Consider the following 25,858-nt stretch of genomic DNA (forward strand, 5'->3'; position numbering starts at 1 on the left):
CGGAGGGGATGTCCATGGCTGGACTGCGGGGCGAGGCCGCCATTGTCGGCTTCGTCGAACTGAGCCCGGAGCGCAAGCCGACCCGGCCGCCGATGTTCACCATCGAGCAGTACGCCAGGCTGGCGAAGGCGGCGCTCGACGACGCCGGCCTGGACGGGTCGGCGATCGACGGGCTGGTCACCCACGGCATCGCCGAGTCCGACATGTTCGCGCCGGCGACGCTGTCGGAGTACCTCGGCATCGCCATCAACTTCGGCGAGACCGTCGACCTCGGCGGCGCGACCGCGGCCGGCATGGTCTGGCGCGCGGCCGCCGCCGTCGAGCTCGGCCTCTGCGAGGCGGTGCTGGTGATGGTGCCGGGCGCGTACAACATGCCGGTGTCGAAGAACCGCCCGCCCAAGGAGTTCGGCTACTTCGGCGCCTCGAGCAACACCTACGGGTCGCCGCAGGCCGAGTTCGAGATCCCGTACGGCAACCTCGGGCAGAACGCGCCCTACGCGCAGATCGCCCGCCGGTACGCCGCCGAGTACGGCTACGACGCCCGCGCGGTCGCGAAGATCGCGGCGGACCAGCGGACGAACGCGTGCGCCACACCGGACGCGGTCTTCTACGGCCAGCCGATCACGATCGACGACGTCCTCGCGAGCCCGATGATCGCCGACCCGCTGCACCGCTTGGAGATCGTCATGCCGTGCATGGGCGGCGCCGGTGTCATCGTCGCGAACGAGTCGGTCGCCCGGCGCGGCCGGAACCGTCCAGTGTGGATCAAAGGGTTCGGCGAGCACGTCTCGTTCAAGACGCCGACGTACGCGGAGAACCTTCTGCGCTCACCGATCTCGAAGGCCGCCGACCGCGCGTTCGAGATGGCCGGGTTGCAGCGGTCCGACATGGACATGGCGTCGATCTACGACTGTTACACGATCACGGTGCTGATGAGCATCGAAGACGCCGGCTTCTGCGAGAAGGGCAAGGGCATGGAGTTCGTGGCGTCCCACGACCTCACGTACCGTGGCGACTTCCCGCTGAACACGGCCGGCGGTCAGCTGTCGTTCGGCCAGGCCGGGATGGCCGGCGGCATGCACCACGTCTGCGACGGCACCCGCCAGATCATGGGACGGGCCGGCGCGGCCCAGGTGCCGGATTGCGATCGGGCGTTCGTATCGGGCAATGGCGGGATCATGAGCGAGCAGGTGGCTCTCGTCCTGCAGGGCGACTGAGGAGCCGGAAGATGGACAAGCCGATGCCGGAGCCGACTCCGACGACCCGGCCCTTCTGGGACGGGCTCATGGAGCACAAGTTGCGGATCCAGTACTCGCCCTCGGCGGAGCAGTACGTGTTCTACCCGCGCGTGCTGGCCCCGCGGACGCTGGCCGACGACCTCGAGTGGCGTGAGGTCCAGGGAGGCGGCACGCTCTACACCTTCACGGTCGCTGACCGGGCGACGGCGCCACCCTGGCAGGACGCGTTGCCGCAACTGCTGGCGGTCGTCGAGCTCGACGAGGGGCCGCGGCTGACCACGGAGCTGGTCGACGTCGACCCGGCCGACCTGCGGGTCGGCATGCGTGTCCGGCCTGTCTTCGAGGACCATCCGGAGCACGGCGTGACGCTGTTGAAGTACGCGCCGGCGTGAGCGAATAGAAGCGGGGGCTCGATGAGCCCCCGCTTCTCCGCGTCTATCTGGCGAACGCCCGGCGGATGGCGTCGGTGCGGTCGGCCACCATCCGCTCGGAGATCGCCGTGCCCACTCCGGCCCCGGACGATCCGTGGAACGTGCCGGGGTAGTGGTGCAGCTCGGTGGGCACCCCCGCCTGCATCAGCCGCTGGCCGTACTCGATCCCCTCGTCCCGCAGCGGGTCGAACTCGCAGGTCACGACGTACGCCGGGGGCAGGCCGCGCAGGTCCGTGGCGCGGGACGGCGCCGCGTAAGGCGACGTGTCGCCGTCCCGGTCCGGCCCGAGGTACGCCTCCCAGCTGAGGATCGCGTTCGGGAGGTTCCACAGCGGCGTGTCGGTGAACTGCTGCATCGACGGCGTGCTGAGGCGGTCGTCGACCTCGGGGATGTCGAGCAGCTGGAAGCACAGGCTGGGCCCGCCCCGGTCGCGCGCCAGCAGCGCCACCGCCGCGGCCAGCCCGCCGCCGGCGCTCAGCCCGCCCACCGCCAGCCGGTTCAGATCGATGCCGAGCTCGTCGGCGTGCTCGGCGGTCCACCGCAGGGCCGCGTAGCAGTCCTCGACCGGCGCGGGGAACGGGTGTTCCGGCGCGAGCCGGTACTCGACGGAGACCACGACGGCGCCGGTGCCCTCGGCGATGCCGGCGGCCGTTTCCAGGTCGCCGTCGACGTCGCCGAGGACGAAGCCTCCGCCGTGAATCCAGAGCATGCCGGGCCGGCCGTGCTGTCCGTCATTCGGCCGGATGACACAGACCTCGACGTCGGGGTCACCGGGCGGCCCCGGGACGAACCGCTTCGAGATCTCCAGTGATGGCGACGGTGTGAACGCGGGCCTCAGCTCGCGCATCTGGAGCATTTGCGCTCGGGCGGCAGCGATATCGCTGATGTCGAGCACCGGGAGCATGGCAACGACCGGCGACAGTTCGGGATCGTAAGGATAGGCCATGGACTAAGCGTAGTTAGACTGGACGCAACGTCAACCCACTGGTTTGTCTGTTGGATACAGCCGGACCAGAACCGGACACCATGTCACATCAGTAGCCATACCGTCGTTGGGATGGTCGGTGGGTGCCGTATCTTTACGAAATTTCCACTGCCTAGAATGGCTGCATGGTTGACTCGATGGCGCCGGAGGCGCAGCAGACACAGGCGCGGCCACGGGGCAGAATGCGGGCCGCGCAGCGGGAGTTCACCCGGTCCCGGCTGATCGACGCGGCGATCGAGGTCTTTGCCGAACGGGGCTACGCGAAGGCCACGGTGGACGAGATCGCCGATCGCGCCGGCGCCACCAGGGCCACCTTCTATCTGCACTTCAAGGCCAAGAGCGACATGATCAGCGAGCTCATGGCCCGGGGCGAGGAGCACTACCGCAGCGTCTACCAGGACCTCGGCCCGATCGCGCACGCGCCGACCACGGCCAGCGTGCGGCGCTGGCTGGCCACCGCGATGCGCGAGTGGGACTCCGTGGCCGGGTTCGCGCGGCCGATCGGCGAGGCCGCCAGCATCGAGCCCCAGATCCACGCGCTCACGGTCGCCCAGCAGAGCCGGGAAATCGGCGAACTGGCCGACGCGCTGCGAAACGGTGCCCCGGCGCTGAGTGTCAAGGATGCCGAGGTCTACGCGAGCGTCCTGCTCGCGCCGCTGCGCTACTACTTCGAGCTCTACCTGCGAGGCCAGCGGTTCGACGAGCGCCGGGTGCTCGACGTCATGGCCACCTCCTGGATGGCGGTCATCGGCCGTATCGCCGAGCAGCCCAAGCGGCGCCGGACGGCCGCGGCAGGAGTTGCCGCGCAATCTCGTTGATTGACACAGTGTCGTGTGAATAGGTAGCGTGACGCTCACAGCAGCTCACGCCTACCGATGCGAGGCCGTCATGGGTTCGAGGCTTGCGGGCAAGGTCGCGATCGTCACCGGCGCGGCCATGGGGATGGGTGCGGAAGCGGCTCGGCGGTTCGTCGCCGAGGGGGCCCGCGTCGTCCTGGCCGACATCGACTACGCGGCGGCGAAGGAACTCGCGGGCCACCTCGGCGACGGTGCCGTCGCGGTGGCGCACGACGTCAGCGACGAGGAGAGCTGGGCCGGCGTCGTCCGCACGGCGCAGGAGTCGTGCGGTGGCATCGACATCCTCGTCAACAACGCCGGCATCTGGCGCACCGCACCGATCGTCGAGCAGCCGGTCGAGGAGTTCGACCGGATCATCGCGGTCAACCTGCGCGGCGTGTTTCTCGGCATGCGTTCGGTCGCCGAACCGATGCGGTCGCGCGGTGGTGGCTCGATCATCAACACGTCGTCGACCGCCGGGCTCGTGGGTTTGGCCAACATGGCCGCGTATGGCGCCTCCAAATGGGGTGTCCGCGGCATCACCAAGGTCGCCGCGATCGAGCTCGGGCCGTGGGGCATCCGCGTCAACTCGATCCATCCCGGCGGCGTCGCCACGCCGATGACCGCCGGCCTGAGCTTCGACGCCGACAGGGACCACGCGCTGCCGCTGCGCCGCCACGGCACGCCGTCCGACATCGCGGACCTGCACGTGTTCCTGGCCGGCGACGAGTCGAGCTGGATCACCGGCGCGGAGATCTCCATCGACGGTGGCCTGATGGCCGGTCCGCCCCCAGCCTAGGCCGTGCTTTCCATCCCCAGTGCACGAGCGACGCCGTGCGCTCGGTCGGCGCTGTCATCCTCCTGGAGGTAGCTCATGATCGACGAGAACGCCTACGATGTCGTGGTAGTCGGGGCAGGGTTCAGCGGCCTCTATGCGATCCACCGGGTCCGCCAGCTCGGGCTGCGCGTCCGGTGCTTCGAGGCGGGCGACGGCGTCGGCGGCACCTGGTACTGGAACCGCTATCCGGGCGCCCGGGTCGACATCGAGAGCATGCAGTACTCGTACTCCTTCGACGACGGCCTCCAGCAGGAGTGGCGGTGGCCGGAGTACTTCTCACCGCAGGAGGACCTCGAGGCGTACGCCAACCATGTCGCCGACCGCTTCGGACTGCGCAGCGACATCGAGCTGAACGCGCGGGTCAACCGGCTGGCCTTCGACGAGCGGGCGAACCGCTGGCACGTCTCCACGGAGAACGGCCATCACGTCACCGCGAAGTACATCGTCGCCGCGACGGGCAGCCTCGACGCGATGAACCTCCCGCCGTTTCCGGGCCTCGAGTCGTTCGGCGGCCAGTGGTACCACACCGCGCGGTGGCCCAAGGAGGGTGTGCGCTTCGATGGCAAGCGGGTCGGCCTGATCGGCACCGGCTCGACCGGCATCCAGGCCACCCCGGTGATCGCGCAGAGCGCGGAGCACCTCTTCGTCTTCCAGCGGACGGCGGCGTACAGCCTGCCCGCGTACAACCGGCCGACCGACCCCGCGTATGAGCGGGCATGGAAGGCCGACTACCCGCAGCGCCGCGCGAAGATGTTCGGCCACTTCGCCGCGTCGTACACGGAGAACGACCAGTATCGGTCGGTGTTCGACTACTCGCCGGAGGAGCGCCAGCGGATCCTGGAGGAGGCCTGGGCGGCGCGCAACGGCCTGCTGTTCATGCGTACCTTCAGCGACATCTCGACGAACCTCGAGGCCAACGAGATCGTGGCCGAGTTCGTCCGTGGCAAGATCCGGGCAACGGTCCGGGATCCGAAGGTCGCGGAGCTGCTCTGCCCGACGACGTATCCCATCGGCGCCAAGCGGATCTGCATGGACACGGGGTATTTCGAGGCGTTCAATCGTGACAACGTCACCCTCGTCGACGTGCGCGCCAACCCGCTCGCCGAGATCACGCCGACCGGCCTGCGCACCACCGCGGACGAGTACGACCTGGACATCATCGTGTTCGCGACCGGCTTCGACGCGGTCACCGGCTCGCTGACCCGCATGAACGTGACCGGCCTCGGCGGCCTGGACCTGCGCGAGAAGTGGCGGGACGGCCCGACGACCTTCCTGGGCTTCCTCGTCGCCGGGTTCCCGAACCTGTTCATGATCCATGGTCCGGGCAGCCCGGGCGTGCTGGTCCAGATGATCACCGGCGGCGAGTGGCAGGTCGACTACGTCACGAAGATCATCGAGGACATGGAGCGGTCGGGCCGGCAGCGGATCGACACCGCGCCCGAGTGGGAACAGCGGTGGAACGTCGAGGTCGAGGAGGCCGCGAAGCGGACGCTCTACAACTACGCCGACTCCTGGTACGTTGGCGCCAACATCCCCGGCAAGCCGCGGATCTTCATGATCTACATCGGCGGGTTCGACCGTTACATCCAGCGCTGCACCGAACAGGTGGCCAACGGGTACGAGGGTTTCGTCTTCGACGGTTCCGTCCCGGCGGAGCCGCGATGAACATCGTCGTCCTCGTTTCCGGTTGCTCCGACAACGACCTTCCCCACCGTCGTGTGCGGCCGCGACACGGCCGCGGACTGCCTTGCCACCGTGCACCGACAGGGCGCGGCCAGCGCGCAGTTGGTGCAGGGTGGCGCGGCGGCGACGAGGGCCGGCGGCGCCGTGCCCGATCGAGTTCTGCCGCACGCCGTTGACATAGTCGGATTGGCCTCGGTCAGCACATATCGGCAACGAACCCGTACATTGGGCGACGTGAAGAGCAGGATGTGCTCGCTCGGCGGCCTCGTTGTCCGATCGGCCATAGTGCTTGGGACGGTGGCCGCAGTTGCGGCGATGGCCGGCTGTGGCGGCGCCGATGGTGAGGAGTTGGCATCGTCAACGACTCTCGACTACCAATCGCCAGCATGGGTCGGTGACTCGATCTACTACCTGGTGGGTAACGCAACAGCATACGACTCGGATTCTACAACTGCCCTGCGGCGGATCCGTGTCGGAGGCCGTCCGGAGGAGGTTGCCGTTGCGGCGCCCAGTTGCCGCAATCCGGACGATCTGGATGCCTGGGCCGAGGAACTCGTCGCGGTGAGTGATCACGAACTCGGGCTCCTGGTGCCCTGTTCCAGAGCGCCCGTGCTAGCGCTTGAACAGAACCCCGCCGCGTTCGTGCGGCAGGACGTCACCAGTGGATCCGTGACTGGCGTGACCCCCATCGACTTCGGCGGTTGGGGAGTGGCGTGGGCCGCGGACACGCAGACGGTGTACGCGCCTACGAAGTCCTGCCCCTCTGGTGGCATCGGACGGTTCGCCGCAGGTGAATCGAACTGTTTCGGCGGGGCGGATCCGCGGTTTCCCGTAAGTGCGGCAAACGGAGCGATCGTGTACTTCACTACACGGTGCGGAAGCGACAGCGCCGAGCCGGCCGGGGCGTATACGGTCTGCCGTCATGGCGGTTCTGGTCGTGACACCACGATCCGGCGGGGAGTCCGTGATCCGTGGGGTCTGGCCACTAATGACGAGCGCGTTGTCGTAGCCGGCGAACTTGACGGCGAAGCCGGCCTGTGGCTGCTCGAGGGTGGCAGAATCCGAAAGATTGCGCTGGGTGATTATCGCGGCGTTGCCTTGTCACCGGACGGCACCCGGATTGCCGCTCCGCTGCGTGAGGAAGGCTGGTTTTCGACGCGCTGGTCGCTGCGCGTGATCACGGTTCGACCAGAATGACCTGCGTCGGGTCACGTCCACGGCGTGCGGGCGTCTGCAGTGCGCGTGTCGTCGTTGCCGACCTCCATCCGCACAACCTCGGAATAGGAGCGGAGTCGTCGTGGGCAACGCGATGCGACTGGCGGCGGGGCTCGTCCTCGCCGCCCTGGCCCTCACCGGCTGCGACCGGGGCGGCGGGTCCGCCCCGGCCGGGCCGCCGGTGGACCGCAGCAGCCAGGTCGCGCTGGACGCCGCCGTGACGGAAGCGCTGCTCGCGGACCCGTCGACGCACGACTGGGCGGCCGAGCCGCTCGGTGACCGTGGCGTGAACGTCGTCGGCCACCGGCTGCTGCAGGCCTGCGGCGCGAAGCTGGCCAGCGACGAGCGGATCGTGGCCGAGCAGACCGCGGGCTGGCAGGGCCCGGGCGGTCTGCCGGCGCTGGACCAAGTGGTGCTGGCCTACGACCGGCCGATCGCGGCGGAGGCGATCCGGCAGGCCCGTGCCGCGCTGACCTGCCACACTTACGACTCGCCGTTCGGCGCAGGTTCGGTCGCGGTCGGCGCCCCGCTTGACCTCGGCCCGGCGGCCGGGGGCGGCGAGAACTTTGGCTTCTGCGAGGCCCCGACGCATGGGCCCGGCAACGCCCGCTGCGTGACAATTCTCGGCGCCGGGCAGATCGCCTGCGCAGTCCGGGTGCTGGCCACGGACCAGGCAACGGCGGCCGACCGGCTGCGCGCCCTCATGCCCGCGCTGCTCTCCGCGTGCCACGGAAGTGCGTGACACGCACTCCAAGCACGGCGCGTGAGAACGTCAAGGCCGAGGCATCGGTCACGCTGCTGGTCCACGTGATGAGGGGCGTGTTCGGCGGCGGAGCCGTTCGGTGGCGATGAAGTCGGTCAGGTTGTCCAGGTTTTCCAGTGCTTGCTGGGTGAAGTCGACCGCCACGTCGTACTCCATGTCGATGGCATCGACCAGGCGGACGATCGCCAGCGACGATACGCCCATGGCGACGAACGAGCAGTCGGCCGTGGCGACGTCGCCCGGTGTGAGCCGGCCGTCGGACATCCGCGAGGTGGCACCGGCCAGCCAGGCGCGGATTCGGGTGCGGGCCGGCGTCTGATCGGTCCAGACCCGCTCGATGTGCTCGAGGCACTCGTCCCGGCTGCCGCTGTGGCCCTCGGCGACCCAGCCGGCCGGCAGGTCGTCGGCCACAGCCCAGACCGAGTATTGTTCGTCGGCGTTCATCACAACGCGGTAGTCCACAAGGTCCTCCTCAGTCTGACCGTCGGGCGGCGGCAAGCGCCGCCGCGTCCAGGGCGTGTTGGATGTCGGCGGCCGGCGTGTCCAGCGCGGCCAGGCCGACCAGGTCGTCGGCGACGGCGTCGGGCACCTCGTCGTCGAAGCGGCGCAGCACGCGCAGCCCGACCGCGGCGGCGGCGGCGATGGCGATCGCGAACACGACGAACATGAGGCCAAGCCCGCGCTGCGGGCCTGTGCCGAGCACCCGGCCGACGCTGCCGGCCAGCGGGGCGCCGTCGCGCAGCAGCGGCCCGAACAGTTCCGCGCCGAAGGGTGCGATGACCCCGAACCCGATCGGCATCGTCGACCACGCGATCATCGTGTTCAGGGAGAACACGCGCCCGTGCAGCCGCTGTGGCACCTTGACCTGGATGATCGTGGTGTACACGCCGTTGAGCAGCGTCAGGGACAGCGCGAGGCCGAGCGCGCCGGCGCCGATCAGGACGAGGTTCTCTCGCAGGCCGGTGACGAGCGCGCACGCGGCCAGGCCGAACGTCGCGACGAGGACGCCGAGCATCCGCCGGTGCCGCGGCCCGCCCCAGGCGGCCATCACCAGGCCGCCCACGAACACGCCGAGCGCGGACATGAACGACACCTGGCCGACCTGACGCAGTGTGCCGAACGACAGGACCAGCGGCGAGATCATCAGGAAGATCGCGGACAACGGCAGGTTCAGGACGGCGAACCAGAGCAGCATGTGACGGAAGTTGCGGTTGCCCCAGACGTACCGGAAGCCGCCGGCGATCTCCGCGCGCAGCGTCTCGTGGCGGCGCCACGGCATGGTGGCGGGGAACCGCACCGCCAGAATGATGATCACCGCGATGACGTAGCTCGCCACGTCGAGCGTGAGAATGCCGCGCAGTCCGATCGCGGCGAGCAGCCCGGCGCCCAGCAGCGGGGCGATCAGCTGGGCCAGGCCGGCCCCGAGCTGACCGATGCCGGCCGCGTGGCCGAGCAGTCGCTTCGGCACCAGTTGGGGGATCGCGGAGGTGTACGCGATGCGCTGGAACGACAGCGCGACCGACAGCGCGACCGTGGCCGGATAGAGGGCGGCAACGCTCAGATGCCCTGCCCAGAGCAGCGCGGCCAGCACCGCCTGGACCCCGCCGGCGGCCAGGTCGCCGGCGAGCACGATGCGGCGCCGGTCGTACCGGTCGACGAGCGCCCCGGCGATCGGCAACGTGATCAGACCCGGCACCAGGCCGAGCACCGCGAACAACGCGAACTGTTTGACCGACCCGGTGGTCATGTAGATCCAGACCGGGATCGCGAACTCGGTGAGCGCGGACCCGAACATCGATGCCAGCTGGCCGACGGAGACGGCCGCGAACCGGCGGAGGCTCGGCTGCGGGCCGGTGGTGACCTGACGGCCGTGCGACACGGCGTGCCGGAACCAGGTGCGATCCGGCTCGTCGGCGGGCGCCTCCGGTTCGAACATGGGCGTGTCGATGATCTCGGCGATCTCGGTGGCCCGGTACTTCAGGAAGAAGTGGCCGGCCTCTCGCAGCACCACAACGGCGCTGTGATCGGACAGGAAATGCCACTCGCGGAACCGTTCCTCGTAGAACTCGGTGGCCGGGTCGCGAGTGCCGACGATGGTGACGAACGAGGCGCGCAGACGCTCGGCGCGGGTCGCGTACATCTCGGTGTAGTACTGCTCGGCATCGAGGGAGTCTCGGCGCATGTTGCGCACGATCCGGCGAGCCTCCGCCGGGTCGAGGTCGCCGATGTCGGAGCCGATCGAGGTCAGCCAGTTCTGGTAGATCCGGTCGCCGCGCAGACCCTCCATCTGCGCGAGCTTGGCCAGCGTCCGGGCCAGGCGACCGCGCGGCTTGGCGAACGGGAACATCGCGCCGATGTAGACGGTGCGCACGTCGCGGCCGGCCGCTTCGAGCCGCCGGGCCAGCGCGACGGCGAGCGCCGACCCGACGCCGCAGTGGCCGTACAGGCTGATCGGTCCGGCGACCTTCTCGATGATCTCGTCGACGCAGCGGTCGATGAGCGCGTCGAAGTCGAGCCTGTCCTCGATGACGCCGACGTCGTGGCCGGGTATGGCGAGCGACCACAGCTCGTACCGTTCCGGCAGCGCGTCGGCCAGCGGCTGGTACACCACGGCGCTGCCGCCGCCGAACGGCACGCACACCAGCGAGATGTCGGCCTTTGGCCGCTTCGGCGTGAGCCGGTGGATCAGCGCCCGCGGACCGTCGGCCGGCCGGTCGACCAGCGCGGCGAGCTCCCGCACGGTCGGGTTCTGGAACAGGTCGATGACACCGACCGCCGCCCCGATCTTGCGGAGCCGGGCCACCACCTGCATCGCCAGCAGCGAGTGGCCGCCGAGGTCGAAGAAGTCGTCGTCGGCGCCGACCGACGGCAGATCGAGCACGGCCGCCCAGATATCGGCGACGACCTTTTCGGTCGCGGTGGCCGGCGCGGCGCCGCCGCTCGCCGTGCGGACCGGGGCCGGCAGCGCGCGCCGGTCGAGCTTGCCGTTCGCCGACAGCGGCAGCACGTCCAGCTCGACGAACGCGGCCGGGACCATGTAGTCGGGCAGCAGACGCTTCAGCGCGGCGCGATCCGGCGCGGCGCCGACCACGTACGCGACGAGCCGCTGGTCGCCGGGCCGGTCCTCGCGAACGATGACGGCGGCGTCCCGCACGCCCGCCTGCTCGCGCAGCACCGCCTCGATCTCGCCCAGTTCGATGCGCAGGCCGCGCAGCTTGACCTGGCCGTCGATGCGGCCGAGGAACTCGAGCGTGCCGTCCGGCCGCCAGCGGGCCAGGTCGCCGGTGCGGTACAAACGGGCGCCGGGCCGGCCACCCGGGTCGGGAACGAAGCGTTCGGCGGTCAGCCTGGGGCGGCCCAGGTAGCCCTCGGCCACCTGGACGCCGCCGATGTGCAGTTCGCCGGGCACACCGACGGGCTGCGGCCGGAGCCGGTCGTCGAGCACGTGCAGCGTGGTGTTGGCGACCGGGGCGCCGATCGGCACCCGGTGGGCGTCGCCGAGCGCTTCAGCGGTGACGGCCCAGGCGCTGACATCGATGGCGGCCTCGGTCGGGCCGTACAGGTTGTGCAGCTCGGCGGGTAGCTCCGCCAGGCAGCGGCGGGCAAGGTCGGCCGGCAGTTCCTCACCGGAGCACACGATGCTGCGCAGCGTCGCGCCGCCGGGCGTCGTCTCCTCGGCCAGGAAGGCGGCAAGCATCGACGGCACGAAATGGACGATGGTGACGCCTTCGCGGTCGATCAGAGCCCGCAGGTACGACGCGTCCTTGTGACCGCCCGGCTTGGCCAGCACCAGGCGCGCGCCGATGATCAGCGGCCAGAAGAACTCCCAGACCGACACGTCGAAACCGGCTGGGGTCTTCTGCAGCACCACGTCGCCGGGGGTGAGCCGGAAGCGTTCCTGCATCCAGGCGAGCCGGTTGACAACGCCGCGATGGCCGTTGGGCACGCCCTTGGGCCGTCCGGTCGAACCGGAGGTGTAGATGACGTAGGCGGTGTCGGCGGCGGTCGCGGTGCTGGGCCGGTCGCCCGCGACGGGCTCGCCCGCCGCCAGAGCGTCGAGCCGGATCACCGGGCAGGTGGCGAACGCGTCGTCGAGCTCGGCCGGCGGGTCGAGTACCAGAACGGCACGCAGGCCGGCGTCGGCCGCCATGAACGCCAGCCGCTCGACCGGGTATTCCGGGTCGAGCGGCACGTACGCGGCTCCGGTGCGCAGCACGCCCAGCAGTGCGCCGGGCAGCTGCAGCGAACGAGGCGCGCACACGCCGATCCGCGTACCCGGTCCGGCGCCCACCGACCGCAGCGCGGCGGCCACCTGTTCGCAGTACCGGTCCAGCTCGGCGTAGCTCCACGTGGTGCCCTCGAACGTCACGGCTGGAGCGCTCGGCGTGGCGGCGACCTGCGCGGCGAAAAGGCCGGGCAGGGTGGCCTCGGCGTCGAACGGGGCGGCGGTCGCGTTCCAGGCGGCCTGAGCCACGCGTTCGTCGTCGTCACGCAGGTCGAGCGCGGCCACCGGCGACAGCGGGTCGGCGACGGCTCCGCGCAGCAGCGCGGTCAGGTGGCCGGACAGCCGCCGCACGGTCGCCGCGTCGAACAGCGCGGTGTTGTAGATGAACTGGCCCCACAGCCCGCCGTCGGCGGTGTCGCTGACATACAGCTCGAGGTCGTACCGGGTCGCCCACGACGTGATCTCGTACCCGTCGAGGCCGTCACCGCGGCTCGCGGGTCCGTCGGATCGGCCGTAGTTCTGCACCGCGAGCAGCGCCTGGAACAAGGGCGACCGGGATACGTCGCGTGGCAGGTTGAGGTCGGCGACGATGCGCTCGAAGGGCGTTTCGGCGTGGGCGTACCCGGTGAGCGCGGTCTCCCGTACCCGCAGCAGCAGGTCGGTGAACGTCGGGTCGCCGCTCAGGTCGACGCGCATGACCAGCGTGTTGACGAAGCAACCGATGACGTTCTCGAGTTCCGGGACATTGCGGCCGGCGACCGGGGAGCCGATCGTGAGGTCGGTCTGGTGCGCGTGCCGGCCGAGCAGATGGGCGTACGCGGCCAGCATCGTCATGTACAGCGAGGCGCCGTGATTGTCGGCCAGCGCCCGGACACCGGCCGCGAGGCCGGCGTCGATCTCGAATTCGACGCTGCCGCCGTCGTAGGTCAGTTCGGCCGGGCGCGGCCGGTCGGTCGGCAGCGCCAGCGGCTCGACTCCGGCCAGGTGCTGCGCCCAGTGGGCGACGTCGGCCGCCGGCAGCTCGCGCTGCCAGGCCGCGTAGTCGCCGTACTGGATGTGCGGCGGGGGCAGGTCGCCGCCGTCGTACGCGGTCATCAGCTCGTTCAGCAGCAGCGGCACGGACCAGCCGTCGACAGCGATGTGGTGCACGGTCATGGCCAGGATCGCGTTGTCCGGGGCGAGCCGGATCAGCGCGGCGCGCAGCGGCTGTTCGACGGCGAGGTCGAAACCACGGGCGTGTAACGCCTCGACCGCGGATCGGGCGGCGGCGTCGTCGGCGGCATCGACGACCTCCAGGTCGACGGCCGGTTCCTGGTCGATGACCAGCGTCGGTATCCCATCGTCGCGTGCCGGGAACCGGGTTCTCAGCGCCTCGTGGCGGGCGACGACGCGGCGGAGCGCCTCGGCCAGCCGGTCGGCGTCGATCGCGCGCCGGATACGCCTTGCCACCGGCACGAGGTAGGCGCGGTTCCCGGGCGCGTACTGCTCCATGAACCAGAGCCGTTCCTGCGCGTACGACAGCGGCGGCACCGCGCCGGCCGGACGGGTGGGAATGGTCCGGTTCGCCGTGCGCCGGCGCAGTCGTTGGGCCAGCAGCGCCTGGCGGGCGTCGTCGACGGTCATCGGGCCTCCGCTTCCAGCAGGCTGGCGACCTCGTCGTCGCTGAGTTCGGCCAGATCTTCGAGCAGCCGCTGCTCGACCGTGGCGGCCAGGTCGGCCAGCCGGCGATGCGTGAAGAGCAGGCGGATGGGCAGGTCGAGGTCGGTCATGGCGCGCAGCCGGGCGGCCACGCGAACGGCGAGCAGGGAGTGACCGCCGAGCGCGAAGAAGTCGTCGTCCACGCCGACGCGCTCGAGGCCGAGGACCTCGGCCCAGATGTCGGCGATCAGCTGCTCGGCATCGGTGCGCGGCGGCGCGGAGGGTCCGCGCCGGTCGGCCACGGGCGGCGGCAGGGCACGCCGGTCGATCTTGCCGGTGGGCGTGCGGGGGAGCGCGTCGAGCGCGATCCAGCGGTCCGGCACCATGTGGCCGGGTAGTTGGGCCGCGAGCCGGGCGCGCAGCGCGTCAACCGGCGCGGAGCCGGCCACGTACGCGACCAGGGCTCCGTCGTGTGCGGCCACCGCCGCCCCGGTCACACCCGGGCACGCGAGCAGGTGGTTCTCCACCTCGGCCGGTTCGATCCGGAACCCGCGTACCTTCAGCTGATCGTCGAACCGGCCGGCGAAGCCGAGGCGGCCGTCCGTCCGCAGGCGCACGCGGTCGCCGGTCCGGTAGAAGCGCTCGCCGCGCCACGTGACGAACCGGTCCCGGGTGAGGTCGTCCCGGCCGAGGTAGCCGCGGGCGAGGCCGGCGCCGCCGAGCAGCAGTTCACCATATGCGCCGGGTGGCACCGGGCGCAGGTCGGCGTCGACCACCGCGGCGCGCACACCGGACAGCGGCACGCCGATCGCCGGCGGGCCGGCCGCGTCGTCCGGGCCGAGGTCGGTCGAGGTCGCGATGATCGTGGCCTCGGTGGGGCCGTAGGTGTTCACCAGCCGTACGGTGTCGCCGAACCGGGCTCGCCAGCGCTCCACGGCTGCCGCGTGCACCGCCTCGCCGCCGAGGATGACCAGCCGCAGCCGGGGCGGCCAGGCGATCGCGTCGATCTGGGCGACCAGGTCGTGCCAGTACGCGGTGGGCAGGTCGAGCACGGTGATGCCGGCTCCGGCCGGACCGGCGAGCACGTCGGTCAGGCTGAGCGGGCCGTCCGGGAGTAGCCGCACCGTGGCTCCGGCGCCGAGGGCGGGCCAGATCTCCTCCGCGTGTGTGTCGAACGCGAGCGGCGCCAGCTGCACGACCGTGTCGCCCGGGCCGAGCTGGTAGTCGCGGCGCATCCAGCCGACCCGGGCGGCGAGCGCTTCGTGATCGACGACGACGGCCTTCGGGGCGCCGGTGGAGCCGGATGTGTAGAGCACGTACGCGGCGCCGTCCGAGGTCGCGTGGTCCACCGCGGCGCCCTCCGGCGTCGCTTCCGGCGGCGCGAGCACCCGCAGGCCGCCAGGCCATGGCGCGTCCCCGAGGGCCAGTACGGGTTCGCTGCCGGCGACGAGCCTTGCGATCCGCTCGGCCGGCTGTCCCGGATCGATCGGCAGGTACGCGCCACCGGCGCGCCAGACCGCCAGCAGCGCGACGATGGTGTCGATGTCCCGGTGCGCGGCGACGGCGACGACCGGATCGCGACGCGTATCGGCCGCCGGCGAGCCGCCCGCCCGGACACCGGATGCTCGCAGCGCGGTGGCCAGCACGTCGGCTCGGCGGTTGAGTTCGGCGTACGTCAGCGACTCGGCGCCGCAACGCACCGCGACCGTGTCCGGCGCCGCGAGGCGGGGCAGCCCGGTCACCAGTTGCTGCGCCGGCGCGTCGGTCGCCGGTGCGGCCAGCGAGTCGACCAGCGTCTCGTCGTCGGCGCTCAGCAGCGGCAGCGCGCCCACCACGGTGGTCGGATCGGTGGCGATGCCGGCGCACAACACCTCGAACCGGCGCGCCCAGCGCTCGACCGTCGTCGCGTCGAACAGATCGGTGTCGTAGCCGAAGACGAGCGTCAGGCCGTCGGCGGCCCGCCACGCCTCCAGCATCAGGTCAAACTTGGCCTGGCTGTAGCCGGAGTCGAAAAACGACGCGTCCAGGTCGGCGAACCGGTCGACCGGGGCGCCCTCGTCCTGGGTGTGCAGGATGCACATGGTCTGGAACATCGGCCGCGTCGACGCGTCCCGGCCGGCATCCGCGACGAGTTGTTCGAACGGCGCCTCGGCATGGGTCAGCGCGTCCAGCACGCACTCGCGAGCCCGGCCGAGCAGATCGGTGAACGGCTCGGCCGTGTCGACCTGGTTGCGCAACACGACAGTCCGGGCGTAGTAGCCGATGGCCCGCTCGATCTCGACCCGGTCCCGGGCCGCCAGGGTCGAGCCGACCAGGACATCGGATTGACCGGCGTGCCGGGCGAGCAGCACCTGGTAGGCCGCGAGGAGCACGGCGAAGAGGCTGGTCCGGGCGCGGCCGGCCAGCTCCTCGAGGCGGGCGGTGACGTCGGCCGGCAGGCGGGTGCCGACGAACGCGCCGCGGTGCGTGGGCTCGGCCGGACGGGGCCGATCGGACGGTAGCTCGAGAACGGTCGGATCGGCCAGCTGTTCCCGCCAGTACACGAGATCGGCCTCCGGGTTGCCGTTCGCGGCCGGGACGGGTGGCAGCGGCGCCAGCTGCTGGCCGGCGTAGAGCGCGGCAAGGTCCTCACGCAGGACGTTGAGCGACCAGCCGTCACCGGCGATGTGGTGCATGATCAGGCAGAAGACGTGATCGTCCGGGCCGAGCCGGATCAGCGAGACCCGCACCGGTGCACCGGTCCGAAGGTCGAACGGCGTATTCGTCCGGTGCGCGACGGCGGCTCGCACCGCCGCTTCGGATTCCAGGGCGAGCTCCTCGAACGGCACGGTGGCGGGGCCGACCTCGACGGTCGGGTCGCCCTCGACCTCCGGGTAGGCGCAACGCAGCGCGAGGTGCCGGGCGGCCATTGCGTCCAGGGCTCGTCGCAGCGCGCCGGGATCCAGCCGGCCGCGCAGGCGGAGCACCAGGAACATGTTGTACGAGGCGTCGTCCGGGTTCAGCCGCTGCAAGAACCAGAGGCGGCGCTGGGAGTCGGACAGCGGCGGCGGGCCGTCCAGCGGCGCATCGTCATCGACGTCGGCGGCGACCGGGATCCGCGAAGCCAGCGCCTCGACCGCCGGATGGTCGAACACATCGCGGACAGTCAGGCCGGGCAGCCGCGCCGCGACCTTGGCGGCCAGCAGCGAGTGGCCCCCCAGCGCGAAGAAGTCGTCGTGCGCACCCACCTCGGCAGCGCCGAACACTTCGGCGAACACGGCGGCGACGCGCGTCTCAGCCGCGGTGCGCGGCGGCACGTACTCGGCGGCGGTGTACGGTCGCGGGTCGGGCAGGGCGGCCCGGTCCACCTTGCCGTTCGGGGTGAGCGGCAGCGCGTCGAGCACCGTGACCATGGACGGCACGGCGTAGGCCGGCAGCTTGGCGCGGGCCGCGTCGCGGATCGCGGCGGGGTCGAGGTCGGTGCCGGGGCGGGCGGTGACGTACGCGGCGAGGGCGTCATCGCGGACCGCGGCGACCGCGGCGGCGACGCCCGGACAACCGGCGAGCACGGACTCAACCTCGCCCAGCTCGATCCGGTGGCCGCGCAACTTGACCTGAGTGTCGAGCCGGCCGAGGAATTCCAGAGTGCCGTCCGCCCGTCGGCGGACGCGATCGCCGGTGCGGTACATCCGCGCTCCCGCCGGACCCCACGGGTCGGGCACGAAGCGGTCGGCGGTCAGCCGCGGCCGGCGCAGGTAGCCCAGAGCGACGCCGGCACCGGCGATGACGAGCTCGCCGGGCACGCCGGCGGGGGCGGGTCGCATCCGGTCGTCGACGACGTAGACCCGGGTGCCGGAGATCGGGCCGCCGATCGCGATGGCCGCCGGGCTCTCGGGCACCGGCCAGTACGTCGACCAGATCGTCGTCTCGGTCGGGCCGTACACATTGGTCAGCCGGCCGACCTTGCCGCGCAGTTCCGCGGCGAGGGTCGCCGGCAACGCCTCGCCGCCGACCAGCGCGGCAGGCACGTCATGGTCGAAGCCGGCGGCCAGCAGCATCCGCCAGCCGGACGGGGTGGCCTGCACATCGGTGACGTCGTTCGCGGCGATGAGCGCCCGCAACGCCGCGCCGTCGCCGGTCTGCGTGTCATCGGCGATGACGACCCGGCCGCCACGGCTGAGCGGCAGGTACAGCTCGAGTCCGGAGATGTCGAACGACAGCGAGGTGAGCGCGAGCCACGCGCGGTCCGCCTGCGGTCCGGTGATGTCGGCCATCGCGGCAATGAACGCGGCGAGCGCGCCGTGCGGCACGATCACGCCTTTGGGCCGTCCGGTGGACCCCGAGGTGTACAGCACATAGGCCGGGTCATCGGGGCCGATCGCGGCAGCCGGCGCCACCTCGTGCACGGGATCCTCGTCAGCGCTGTCGGCGGCGTCGATCAGGAGCGACGCCGCGCCGAACCGCTCGGCGAACGAGGACTCGGTGAGCACCGTGCTGACGCCCGCGTCGGCGATGACGAACGCGAGCCGGTCGGCCGGGTACGCCGGGTCGAGCGGCAGGTACGCGGCGCCGGCCCGCCAGACCGCCAGCAGCGCGACCACCATCGCCGGGCTCCGGGACAGCCCGACGCCGATCAGCGGTCCGCGTCCGCGCAGGCGGGCGGCCAGCCGGTCGACCTCGGCGTCGAGGTCGCGGTAGGTGAGCTCGACGCCGTCGCCGGTGACCGCGACCGTGTCCGGCGTGGACCGGGCCTGTGCCTGGAACATCTCGGCGACCAGCGGCGTGATCTGCCCGGCGCCGGTGCCGTTCCACTGGGTCAGCGCCTCGCGCCGTTCGTCGTCGTCGAGCCAGCGCAGGTCACCGATCGCGGTGTCGGGCCGCTGGGCCGCGTCGTCGAGCAGGATGAGCAGGCGGCGGATCAGGCGCTGTGCGGTGCCGGCGTCGAACAGGTCGCGATCGACCGTGAGCACGCCGACCGCGGCTTCGGGGCCTTGGATGACGTCGAGGGACACGTCGGTGCGGGCGACGTCGAACGGATGGTCCAGCGACTCGACGTCGAGGTCACCGAGGCGCGGCCGGTCCTGCTCCTGTCGCAGGTACATGATCATGGCTTGAAAGAGCGGGGTGCGGCTGCGGTCGCGGGGGGCGCCGAGCGCCGATACCACGCGTTCGAAGGGGGCGGCGTGGCTCAGCGCGCCGAGCACGTCGCGGCGGACGGCCCGCAGCAGCGCGCGGAACGTCGGATCGCCCGACAGATCGGTTCGCAGCACCAGCGTCTCGGCGAAGCAGCCGACGCGGTCGTTGAGATCCGGGTCGTCGCGGCCGAGCACCGGCGTACCGAGGCAGATGTCGTTCTGGCCGCTCATCCGGCCGAGCAACAGCGAAAACGCCGCGACCAGCGCGGTGTACACGGTGGTGCGCTCGGCCCGGGCCACGGTCTCCAGACGGCGCAGCAGGTCGACGGGAATGTCGAAGACGACCGAGCTGCCATGGCCGCGGCGCACCGGGGGCCGAGGCCGGTCGGTCGCCAGGTCCAGCACCGGGGCGCCGGCCAGCCGTTCGGTCCAGTATCCGAGGTCCGGTGCGTCGTCAACCGGAACCGGCGGCGGTTCCGGCAGTTCCGGCAGCACGGCCGGGGCACCGGTGGCGTACGCGCGGTACAGCGCGTCGAGATCGCGGCGCAGCACCTGCAGCGACCAGCCGTCGGCCGCGATGTGGTGGGCAGCGAGCGCGAGCACGTGCTCATCCGGTCCGACGTCGATCAGCAGGCAGCGAACCATCGGGCCGGCGGCGAGGTCGAACGGCCGCGTGACGAACGCGGCGACCAGGTCGCGGGCGTCGGCAAGGCCGGTCGCGGCGGCGGTCTCCAGCCGGACGCCGTCAGGTGCCGGCGCCAGCACCGGCGCGCCGTCGAACAGCTCGACGCGGGTCCGCAGTGTCTCGTGCCGGCCGGCCAACGCGTCCAGCGCGCGTTGCATCGCCGCCTTGTCCAGGCGTCCGCGCACGTGCATGACGAGAGGCAGGTGGTACGACGCGTCGGCCGGATCCAGTTGGTGCAGGAACCACAGCCGTTCCTGGGCGGCTCGCAGCGCGCTCATCGGGACTCCTCTTGCGGCGGATGCTTCAACGTCTGAGCCAGCGTTTCGTTGAGCGCGCGGTGCAGCGCGGCCAGAAACTGGGCCGCTTCGCGGCCGTTGATGACGCGGTGGTCGTAGGCCAGGCCGACCTGTGTCACGGTCCGGGTCGCCGGTTGGCCGCTGTCGTCGAGGTACAGCTCGGGACGCGGGGCGGTGACCGCGACCGCGCACGTCTGACCCGGGTACACGATCGGTATGGCCAGGCTCACGTGGGCGTCCAGGTGGAGCGTCAGCGTGATGTTCGCGCCGTCGAGGTCGGACGGACGGAACGTGCCGCCGGCCGCCGTCACCCGGTGTCTGGTCAGCGCCCGGGCGATCTCGGCGATCGTCGCGGTGCCGGCGTCTCGTACCACCGGAATGTAGAGGCCCTCGCCGAGGTCGACGGTGACGCCGACATGCGCGGCGCCGGACGGGTGCAGCGTAATGCCGTCGTCGTCGAGCCGCGCGAAGCACATCGGTTGGCCGGCGTGCACCGACCCGATCGCGGCGACGAAGAGTTCGGCGAGGCCGACCGGCCGCCGTACCGTGCGTGTCAGTCGGGCCGCCTGGTCGAGCGCGGCGCCGACGTCGATCGTCATCGCGGTGTAGGCGGCCGGGATGGTGGCGCTCGAGCGCGCCACCGTGCGCGCGACCGCACGCTGGTTGCGGGACAGGCTGATGGACCTTTCGTCCGCCGCGGACGCCATCGCGCCGGGCGGCGACGCGGCGGCGGGGGCGGCGACGAGGCCGGCCAAGGCGTCGATGTCGGCCCGGCGGATGATCGGGCGGCCGAGCGCGACGACGCGCTCGTCGGCGATGCCGAGTTCGGCCATGCGGGCGCGGGCCGGTGCGGTGATCGTCGGGCCGGCGGCGTCGGTTGGTCGCGCGACCGGCGCCTCGGCCGGGACGGCGGGATCGTCGACGAGTGCGATGACCTGTCCGGGGGTGACTTCGGCGCCGGTCGCGGCGCGGTGGCGCAGCACGCCGCCCGTCGCGGCGGTCAGCTCCTCGACCGCCTTCGACGTCTCCACCTCGGCGACCGGGGCGCCGGCCGCCACCGCCCGGCCGTCCGGGGCGAGCCAGGCGAGGAGCAGATAGCTGTCGTCGTTGTTGTTGAGCTTGGGCACCGTGATCTCAGCCACGGACGGTCCTCACCATCGCGTCGTAGATGGTCGCGGCGCTCACGAGCACTTGACGCTCCAGATGCGGCGCGGTGGGGATGACGGTGTCGGCCGCATGGACGAGCGTCACGGGCGCGGCCAGGTCCGCGAAGTGGCGCGCATGCACGTGATGCGCGACCTCGGCGCCCCAGGTGCCTCCGGCGGTGCCGTCCTCGGCCACCACCACATGCGCGACCGGCGGCAGGTCGAGGTGGACCGGGTACAGCCGGGACGGCACCACCAGCAGGCCGGCGATCTCCTGCTCGATCAGCAGCATGCGCAGCGCGGCCATGGCGCGCTCGGCCATGCCGCCGGGCGCGATCAGGATCAGCTCCGGCGGTTCCGGTGTCCCGACGTACGCCACGCCCTCGCGTACCTCGACCGTGAACGGGTCGATCACGCTGTGCATCCGGCGGGTGTAGAGGATCTTGTCCTCGACGAACACGCACGGCTGCGCGAGCGCCAGCATCTCGGCGAACACCTCGGCCGCGTCGCGGAACGGCGACATCTCGAACACGGCGAGGCTGGGTACACCGATCAGGTGCTTGGTGAGACTCTGGCTGTGTGTCGGTCCGTAGCCGCGGCCGCCGCCGCTGGGGCAGCGCACGATCAGGCGCATCGGCAGCCGCTCGCCGTACATGGTGACGGACTTGGCGGCGAAGTTGACCAGCGGGTCGAAGCCGAGTGCCAGGAAGTCGGCGAACATGTACTCGACGATCGCGGTGTCGCCGGCCAGGGCCAGGCCGGCCGCGATGCCGGTCACGGCCGACTCGCTGATCGGGGTGGACAGCACCCGGTCCGGGAACCGGGTGGAGAGCCCACGCGCGACCTTGAACGCGCCGCCGTACGGGTCGAGGAGGTCCTCGCCGATGAGGTACGCCCGTTCGTCGCCCGCGAGGACCGTGTGCAGCGCGGCGTTGATGTTCTCGGCGACCCTCATCGGTCGGCCCACTCGGCGGGCGGGCGGGCCGACAGTTCGGCGACGACGCGGGCGACGCGTTCCCGCTGCGCACGGTCGAGATCCGGCGCGGCGGCGGCCACCGCCGGATACCAGTCGGCCAGTGCCGCGACATGGTCGGCGGGACGAGTGTCGTCGCCCTTGCTGTGCGGGCCGAGACGCGGAGTGCGGAACTCGGCGATCAACGGCGCACCGTCGCGCACGCGAGCGACGAGCGGCGCCAGTTTCGCCCGGATTCCGGCCGGGTCGGTCGCCTCGATCAGCGTGTGGGCCAGACCGAACGCGGCCGCACGCCCGGCGATGGTGCCGGCCATGGCGCGTTCGGTCGGCGTCGACTGGGCGATGCCGTTGTGCTCGACCACGACCAGCAGCGGCAGGCGCCACAGCGCGGCGATGTTGAGCGCCTCGTACACGGCGCCCTCGCCCCAGGTGCCGTCGCCGATGTACGCGCACGCGAGCGCACCCGGCTGGTGGCGGCGCAGGTGTAGCGCGAGCCCGGCCGCGATCGGCAGGCTCTCGCCCTGTACCCCGGTCGAGAGGTATCCGCGCCGGTGGATGTGCTGGCTTCCGCCGACGCCGTGGCACACGGCGCCCGCCCGGCCCATGATCTCGGCCAGCAGTCCCTCCGGGTCGTCGAACCGCGCGAGGTAGTGGCCGTGGCCGCGGTGGTTGCTCAGCACGTGGTCGTCCGGTTGGAGCAGGCCGCTCACGGCCACGGGCACGTACTCCTGGCCGAGGCAGGTGTGCGTGGTTCCGGATAGTTCGCCGCGCGCGAACAGGTCGAGCAACGCCGTCTCGAAATGCCGGATGAGCAGCATCGTCGCCCGGTCGGCGGCGAGCCGGTCGGACGCGTCGGCGGACGCGAGCCGGTCGAGCGCGTCAGCGGGCGCCGGCGGCATCTAAGACTCCGTTGACCGTCGGGTAGTCGAAGAACGTGTCGATGTCGATGTCGAGGCCGAGCGTCTTGCGCATCCGCGCGATGATCTGCGTCGCGGTCAGCGAGTCGCCGCCCAGGTCGAACAGGTCGTCATCGGGGCCGATGGCCTGGTTGCCGAACACGTCGCGCCAGATGGCCAGGACCGGCTCGACGAGCTCACCGCCGTGCACCGATGCCGGCGCGGAGGCTCGCGCCTCGACCGCGACGGGCGGTGCGGATGTGCTCGAGGCGAACAAGTCGCGCAGTCGAGTCTCCGGGGCGAGCGCGACCCGGGTGAGCACCCCGCACAAGTCCTCGGCCAACCGTGCGGCGACCGGCGCCGCCGCGGCCGAGTAGCGCAGCCTCGCGGTGACTGTCGTGCCGTCGTCGACTGCCTGAAGTTGCAGGTCGCCGCGCACGCTGCCGGCGAATGCCAGCCAGTCGACGTCCGCCGGTACGCCGTCGAATCGTGGCGCGGCGCCGCCCCGGCGGTAGCTGACGGACACGGGCGCCACCGCGGCGTGCGGCCGCAGCCGGCGCACCGCACGGGCCAGCGGCACCGACCGGTGCGGGTACATCGCGCGGAGCGCGGCTCGCAACTCGGCGGCGAACTGCGCGAACGAGGAGTCCGGGTCGGGCTGTGAGTCGACAGGAAGTTCGGTCGCGTACGAGCCGATGGTGCCGACCAGACCGGGCTCCCGGGTGGACAGGTCGACGCCGGTCGTGACGCGCGGGTTGCCGTACCCGCTGATCGTCGCGTGGATCGCGGCCAGCAGCGTCTCGAACCGGGTCAGCCCGGGTAGGTCGGGTACGGGCGGCTCGAACGCGTGCACCTGCCCGGCCCCGTGGTGGCGCCCGGTGAGGACGTGGTCGCCGACGACCACGGGCAGCGGCTCCGCCCACCGGCCGGACCAGTACTCAGCCGCCGCGGTCCGGCCCTCGGCCAGCCGTGCCGTGTCGGCGGCAAGCTCGTCCGCGGCGGTGCGGGGCAGCGGAGCCGGGATCTCACCCGCGTAGAAGGCGGCCAGTTCGCGCAGCAGCACCTCCTTGGAGTGTCCGTCGAAGACCAGATGGTGCGCCGTGATCATCAGCGTCCGGCCGAACAGTGCGAACCGGACCAGCGGCCCTTCGGCGAGGTCGAACGGTCGCGCGATCTCCTCGTCGACCGACTCGTCCGGCCCGGCCACGCGCAGCCCGGGGGCGCAGGCCCGCGTGAGGTAGGCGACGCCGTCGCGGTCGACGATCGCGCTGGACAGCAGCGCATGCCGTTCGACCACGGCCGCGCAGGACTTGGCCAGGAGCGCGACATCCGGATCGTGAGCGAACGTGACGACCAGCGGCATGTGGTAAGCGGTTGGGGCGGCGCTGGACACGGCGACCCACATGCCGTGCTGAACCGCGGATGCCTGGATCATGTCAGGCTCCTTCGCAGGGATCGTTTGTCGACCTTGCCGCCGCGGTTGCGCGGTAGCTTGTCCATGACGTGGACGCGGGAGGGGATCTCGTGTGGCGCGAGGCGGTCGGCGAGGAACGCCCGTAGCGCCTGCGGGGTCAGCGCCGCATCGCCGCCGATTACGATCGCGGCGGCCAGCTCGACGCCGAGCACCTCGTGCGGCAGCCCGACAACGGCGGCGTCGGCTACCGCCGGATGCTCGTGGATGGCCGCCTCGATCTGGAGCGTCGACACCCGGTGGGCGCCGGTCTTGACCAGGTCGCCGTCCCGCTCGACGAGGTACAGATAGCCGTCGGCGTCCACGTGGCCGATGTCGCCCATCCGGACCCAGCCGTCCTGGAACGCGGCGGCGCTGGTCGCCGCGTCGCCGAAGTACGTGCGTGTCGGGGCGGGCGAGCGCATCCAGACGGCGCCGATCTCGCCGGGCGCGCAGGGTTGCCCGGCGTCGTCGAGGACGCGTACGCCGCCGCCGGCGATCGGCCGGCCCACGCTGTCCGGGCGCTCCGGGTCGTACGTCATGGCGGTCTGCGCCGGGGCGGCCTCGGTCGAGGTGTAGTAGTTGACGATCGTCGCGTTCGGGAACGCGGCCACGAGGCGGGCGGCGACCGGCGCCGGCAGCGGCGCGGCGGCCGACCCGAGCAGCCGCACGCTGCTCAGGTCATGGCCCTCGGCCACGGTGAGCAGCTCCATGGCCATGGCCGGGACCACGAACACCGTGCCGGCGGACCAGCGTGCGATGGCGCGGGCGAAGCGCAACGGTGTGAACCGCGGCAGCGTCACCACGGCGGGGTGGGCGAGCAGCGCGTTCATCAGCATGATCTGGGCCGCGTTCGTGCCGATCGCGAACGCGTGCAACAGGTGGCGCGAGTGACGGAACGGCCGGTGCCGGGCGCCTGAGGAGTACGTGACGTTGGCGTGGCTCGCGGCGACGCCCTTGGGCCGTGCCGTCGTGCCGGACGTGTACAGGATCTGGGCCAGACCGTGCGGTGTGGACCGGTCCTCGCCGCATCGCGAGCCGGCGCCGTCGTCGACGGCGTGGGTCCATCCGCCGGGCCAGCCGGGCGCGCCGCCCGCGTGCACAAGCCCGGCGGCACCGCAGTCGGCGAGCACGTGCGCCAGTTCGGCGGGTGCCGCGTCGTCGGAGATCGGCACGGCGACCGCGCCCAGGCGTTGCACCGCCACGTACGCGACCGCGTAGTCGAGCCATTCGGCGGATCCGAACCGCAGGCCGACGCGATCGCCTGGCGCGACGCCGCGCTGCCGCAGCCGCTCGGCGAGGTCGGCCGCACGGCGCTGCCAGGAGCCGAACGTCAAGGAGCCGATGCCGTCAACGACCAGTGCCTCGCGGTCCGGCTCCGAGGTGGATCGGTCGGCGAGGAGGCGTGGAACCGTTGTCGGAGCCGCATGCACAGCCACGGCAACAG

At 71.7% G+C, this 25,858-nt stretch carries 16 protein-coding genes; 7 read left to right on the plus strand and 9 right to left on the minus strand.

From position 1 onward, the window contains the following. Positions 1-14: 14 nt before the first annotated feature. Positions 15-1,217 (plus strand): thiolase family protein, encoded by a 1,203-nt coding sequence (locus tag ABT297_RS11640; protein WP_350547736.1) that lies wholly within the window; start codon positions 15-17, stop codon positions 1,215-1,217. An 11-nt stretch (positions 1,218-1,228) separates the two neighbouring features. Continuing rightward, positions 1,229-1,630, plus strand: a complete 402-nt coding sequence (locus tag ABT297_RS11645; protein WP_350547738.1) for a Zn-ribbon domain-containing OB-fold protein — start codon at positions 1,229-1,231, stop codon at positions 1,628-1,630. Positions 1,631-1,673: 43 nt separating this feature from the next. Here the strand turns inward: ABT297_RS11645 and ABT297_RS11650 are convergent, their stop codons facing one another. Next, positions 1,674-2,615, minus strand: coding sequence for an alpha/beta hydrolase (locus tag ABT297_RS11650; protein WP_350547740.1), 942 nt, complete (start codon positions 2,613-2,615; stop codon positions 1,674-1,676). 164 nt (positions 2,616-2,779) lie between these two features. On the opposite strand from ABT297_RS11650, the gene ABT297_RS11655 reads away from it, so the two are divergent. From ABT297_RS11655 to ABT297_RS11675, 5 genes are all read left to right on the plus strand, one after another. Further along, positions 2,780-3,472 (plus strand): TetR/AcrR family transcriptional regulator, encoded by a 693-nt coding sequence (locus ABT297_RS11655; RefSeq protein WP_350547742.1) that lies wholly within the window; start codon positions 2,780-2,782, stop codon positions 3,470-3,472. Positions 3,473-3,542: 70 nt separating this feature from the next. Then, on the plus strand, positions 3,543-4,289 hold the full coding sequence (locus ABT297_RS11660) for a glucose 1-dehydrogenase (protein WP_350547744.1): 747 nt from the start codon (positions 3,543-3,545) through the stop codon (positions 4,287-4,289). A 75-nt stretch (positions 4,290-4,364) separates the two neighbouring features. Further along, the gene (locus tag ABT297_RS11665) at positions 4,365-5,993 is read left to right on the plus strand and encodes a flavin-containing monooxygenase (protein WP_350547746.1); all 1,629 of its coding nucleotides are present in this window, start codon (positions 4,365-4,367) and stop codon (positions 5,991-5,993) included. Positions 5,994-6,245: 252 nt separating this feature from the next. Continuing rightward, on the plus strand, positions 6,246-7,208 hold the full coding sequence (locus ABT297_RS11670) for a hypothetical protein (protein ID WP_350547748.1): 963 nt from the start codon (positions 6,246-6,248) through the stop codon (positions 7,206-7,208). 100 nt (positions 7,209-7,308) lie between these two features. After that, positions 7,309-7,968, plus strand: coding sequence for a hypothetical protein (locus ABT297_RS11675; protein ID WP_350547750.1), 660 nt, complete (start codon positions 7,309-7,311; stop codon positions 7,966-7,968). Positions 7,969-8,016: 48 nt separating this feature from the next. Here the strand turns inward: ABT297_RS11675 and ABT297_RS43130 are convergent, their stop codons facing one another. Genes ABT297_RS43130 through ABT297_RS11715 form a run of 8 tightly spaced genes read right to left on the minus strand, consistent with a single transcriptional unit; the run spans position 8,017 to position 25,850 of the window. After that, positions 8,017-8,451 (minus strand): MbtH family protein, encoded by a 435-nt coding sequence (locus tag ABT297_RS43130; RefSeq protein WP_502885555.1) that lies wholly within the window; start codon positions 8,449-8,451, stop codon positions 8,017-8,019. A 10-nt stretch (positions 8,452-8,461) separates the two neighbouring features. Next, entirely contained in the window at positions 8,462-13,837 is a 5,376-nt protein-coding gene (locus ABT297_RS11685) for a non-ribosomal peptide synthetase/MFS transporter (RefSeq protein WP_350547752.1), read from the minus strand. Further along, a complete protein-coding gene (locus ABT297_RS11690; RefSeq protein WP_350547755.1) occupies positions 13,834-19,929 on the minus strand; it encodes a non-ribosomal peptide synthetase in 6,096 nt (2,031 codons plus the stop codon). Before ABT297_RS11690 ends, ABT297_RS11685 begins: the two co-directional genes overlap by 4 nt. After that, positions 19,926-21,089: a 2-oxo acid dehydrogenase subunit E2 gene (locus ABT297_RS11695; RefSeq protein ID WP_350547757.1), complete on the minus strand. Its 1,164-nt coding sequence runs from the start codon at positions 21,087-21,089 to the stop codon at positions 19,926-19,928. The genes ABT297_RS11690 and ABT297_RS11695 overlap by 4 nt, the downstream gene beginning before the upstream one ends. Further along, a complete protein-coding gene (locus ABT297_RS11700) occupies positions 21,082-22,047 on the minus strand; it encodes an alpha-ketoacid dehydrogenase subunit beta (RefSeq protein WP_350547759.1) in 966 nt (321 codons plus the stop codon). The genes ABT297_RS11695 and ABT297_RS11700 overlap by 8 nt, the downstream gene beginning before the upstream one ends. Continuing rightward, complete coding sequence (locus ABT297_RS11705; RefSeq protein ID WP_350547761.1) at positions 22,044-22,964, minus strand: thiamine pyrophosphate-dependent dehydrogenase E1 component subunit alpha; 921 nt, start codon at positions 22,962-22,964, stop codon at positions 22,044-22,046. The genes ABT297_RS11700 and ABT297_RS11705 overlap by 4 nt, the downstream gene beginning before the upstream one ends. Then, positions 22,945-24,396, minus strand: a complete 1,452-nt coding sequence (locus ABT297_RS11710) for a condensation domain-containing protein (protein ID WP_350547763.1) — start codon at positions 24,394-24,396, stop codon at positions 22,945-22,947. The genes ABT297_RS11705 and ABT297_RS11710 overlap by 20 nt, the downstream gene beginning before the upstream one ends. Beyond that, positions 24,393-25,850: a class I adenylate-forming enzyme family protein gene (locus ABT297_RS11715; RefSeq protein ID WP_350547765.1), complete on the minus strand. Its 1,458-nt coding sequence runs from the start codon at positions 25,848-25,850 to the stop codon at positions 24,393-24,395. The genes ABT297_RS11710 and ABT297_RS11715 overlap by 4 nt, the downstream gene beginning before the upstream one ends. Positions 25,851-25,858 lie beyond the last annotated feature (8 nt).

The organism is Dactylosporangium sp. NPDC000555 (assembly GCF_040300025.1).
In the GTDB taxonomy this organism is placed as follows: Bacteria; Actinomycetota; Actinomycetes; order Mycobacteriales; family Micromonosporaceae; genus Dactylosporangium.

Coding starts and splice junctions, on each gene's coding strand:
- ABT297_RS11660 (WP_350547744.1), top strand. CDS start 3,543: ATGGGTTCGAGGCTTGCGGGCAAGGTCGCGATCGTCACCGGCGCGGCC.
- ABT297_RS11710 (WP_350547763.1), bottom strand. CDS start 24,396: ATGATCCAGGCATCCGCGGTTCAGCACGGCATGTGGGTCGCCGTGTCC.
- ABT297_RS11655 (WP_350547742.1), top strand. CDS start 2,780: ATGGTTGACTCGATGGCGCCGGAGGCGCAGCAGACACAGGCGCGGCCA.
- ABT297_RS11665 (WP_350547746.1), top strand. CDS start 4,365: ATGATCGACGAGAACGCCTACGATGTCGTGGTAGTCGGGGCAGGGTTC.
- ABT297_RS11685 (WP_350547752.1), bottom strand. CDS start 13,837: ATGACCGTCGACGACGCCCGCCAGGCGCTGCTGGCCCAACGACTGCGC.
- ABT297_RS11690 (WP_350547755.1), bottom strand. CDS start 19,929: ATGAGCGCGCTGCGAGCCGCCCAGGAACGGCTGTGGTTCCTGCACCAA.
- ABT297_RS11650 (WP_350547740.1), bottom strand. CDS start 2,615: ATGGCCTATCCTTACGATCCCGAACTGTCGCCGGTCGTTGCCATGCTC.
- ABT297_RS11700 (WP_350547759.1), bottom strand. CDS start 22,047: ATGAGGGTCGCCGAGAACATCAACGCCGCGCTGCACACGGTCCTCGCG.
- ABT297_RS11640 (WP_350547736.1), top strand. CDS start 15: ATGGCTGGACTGCGGGGCGAGGCCGCCATTGTCGGCTTCGTCGAACTG.
- ABT297_RS11705 (WP_350547761.1), bottom strand. CDS start 22,964: ATGCCGCCGGCGCCCGCTGACGCGCTCGACCGGCTCGCGTCCGCCGAC.
- ABT297_RS11645 (WP_350547738.1), top strand. CDS start 1,229: ATGGACAAGCCGATGCCGGAGCCGACTCCGACGACCCGGCCCTTCTGG.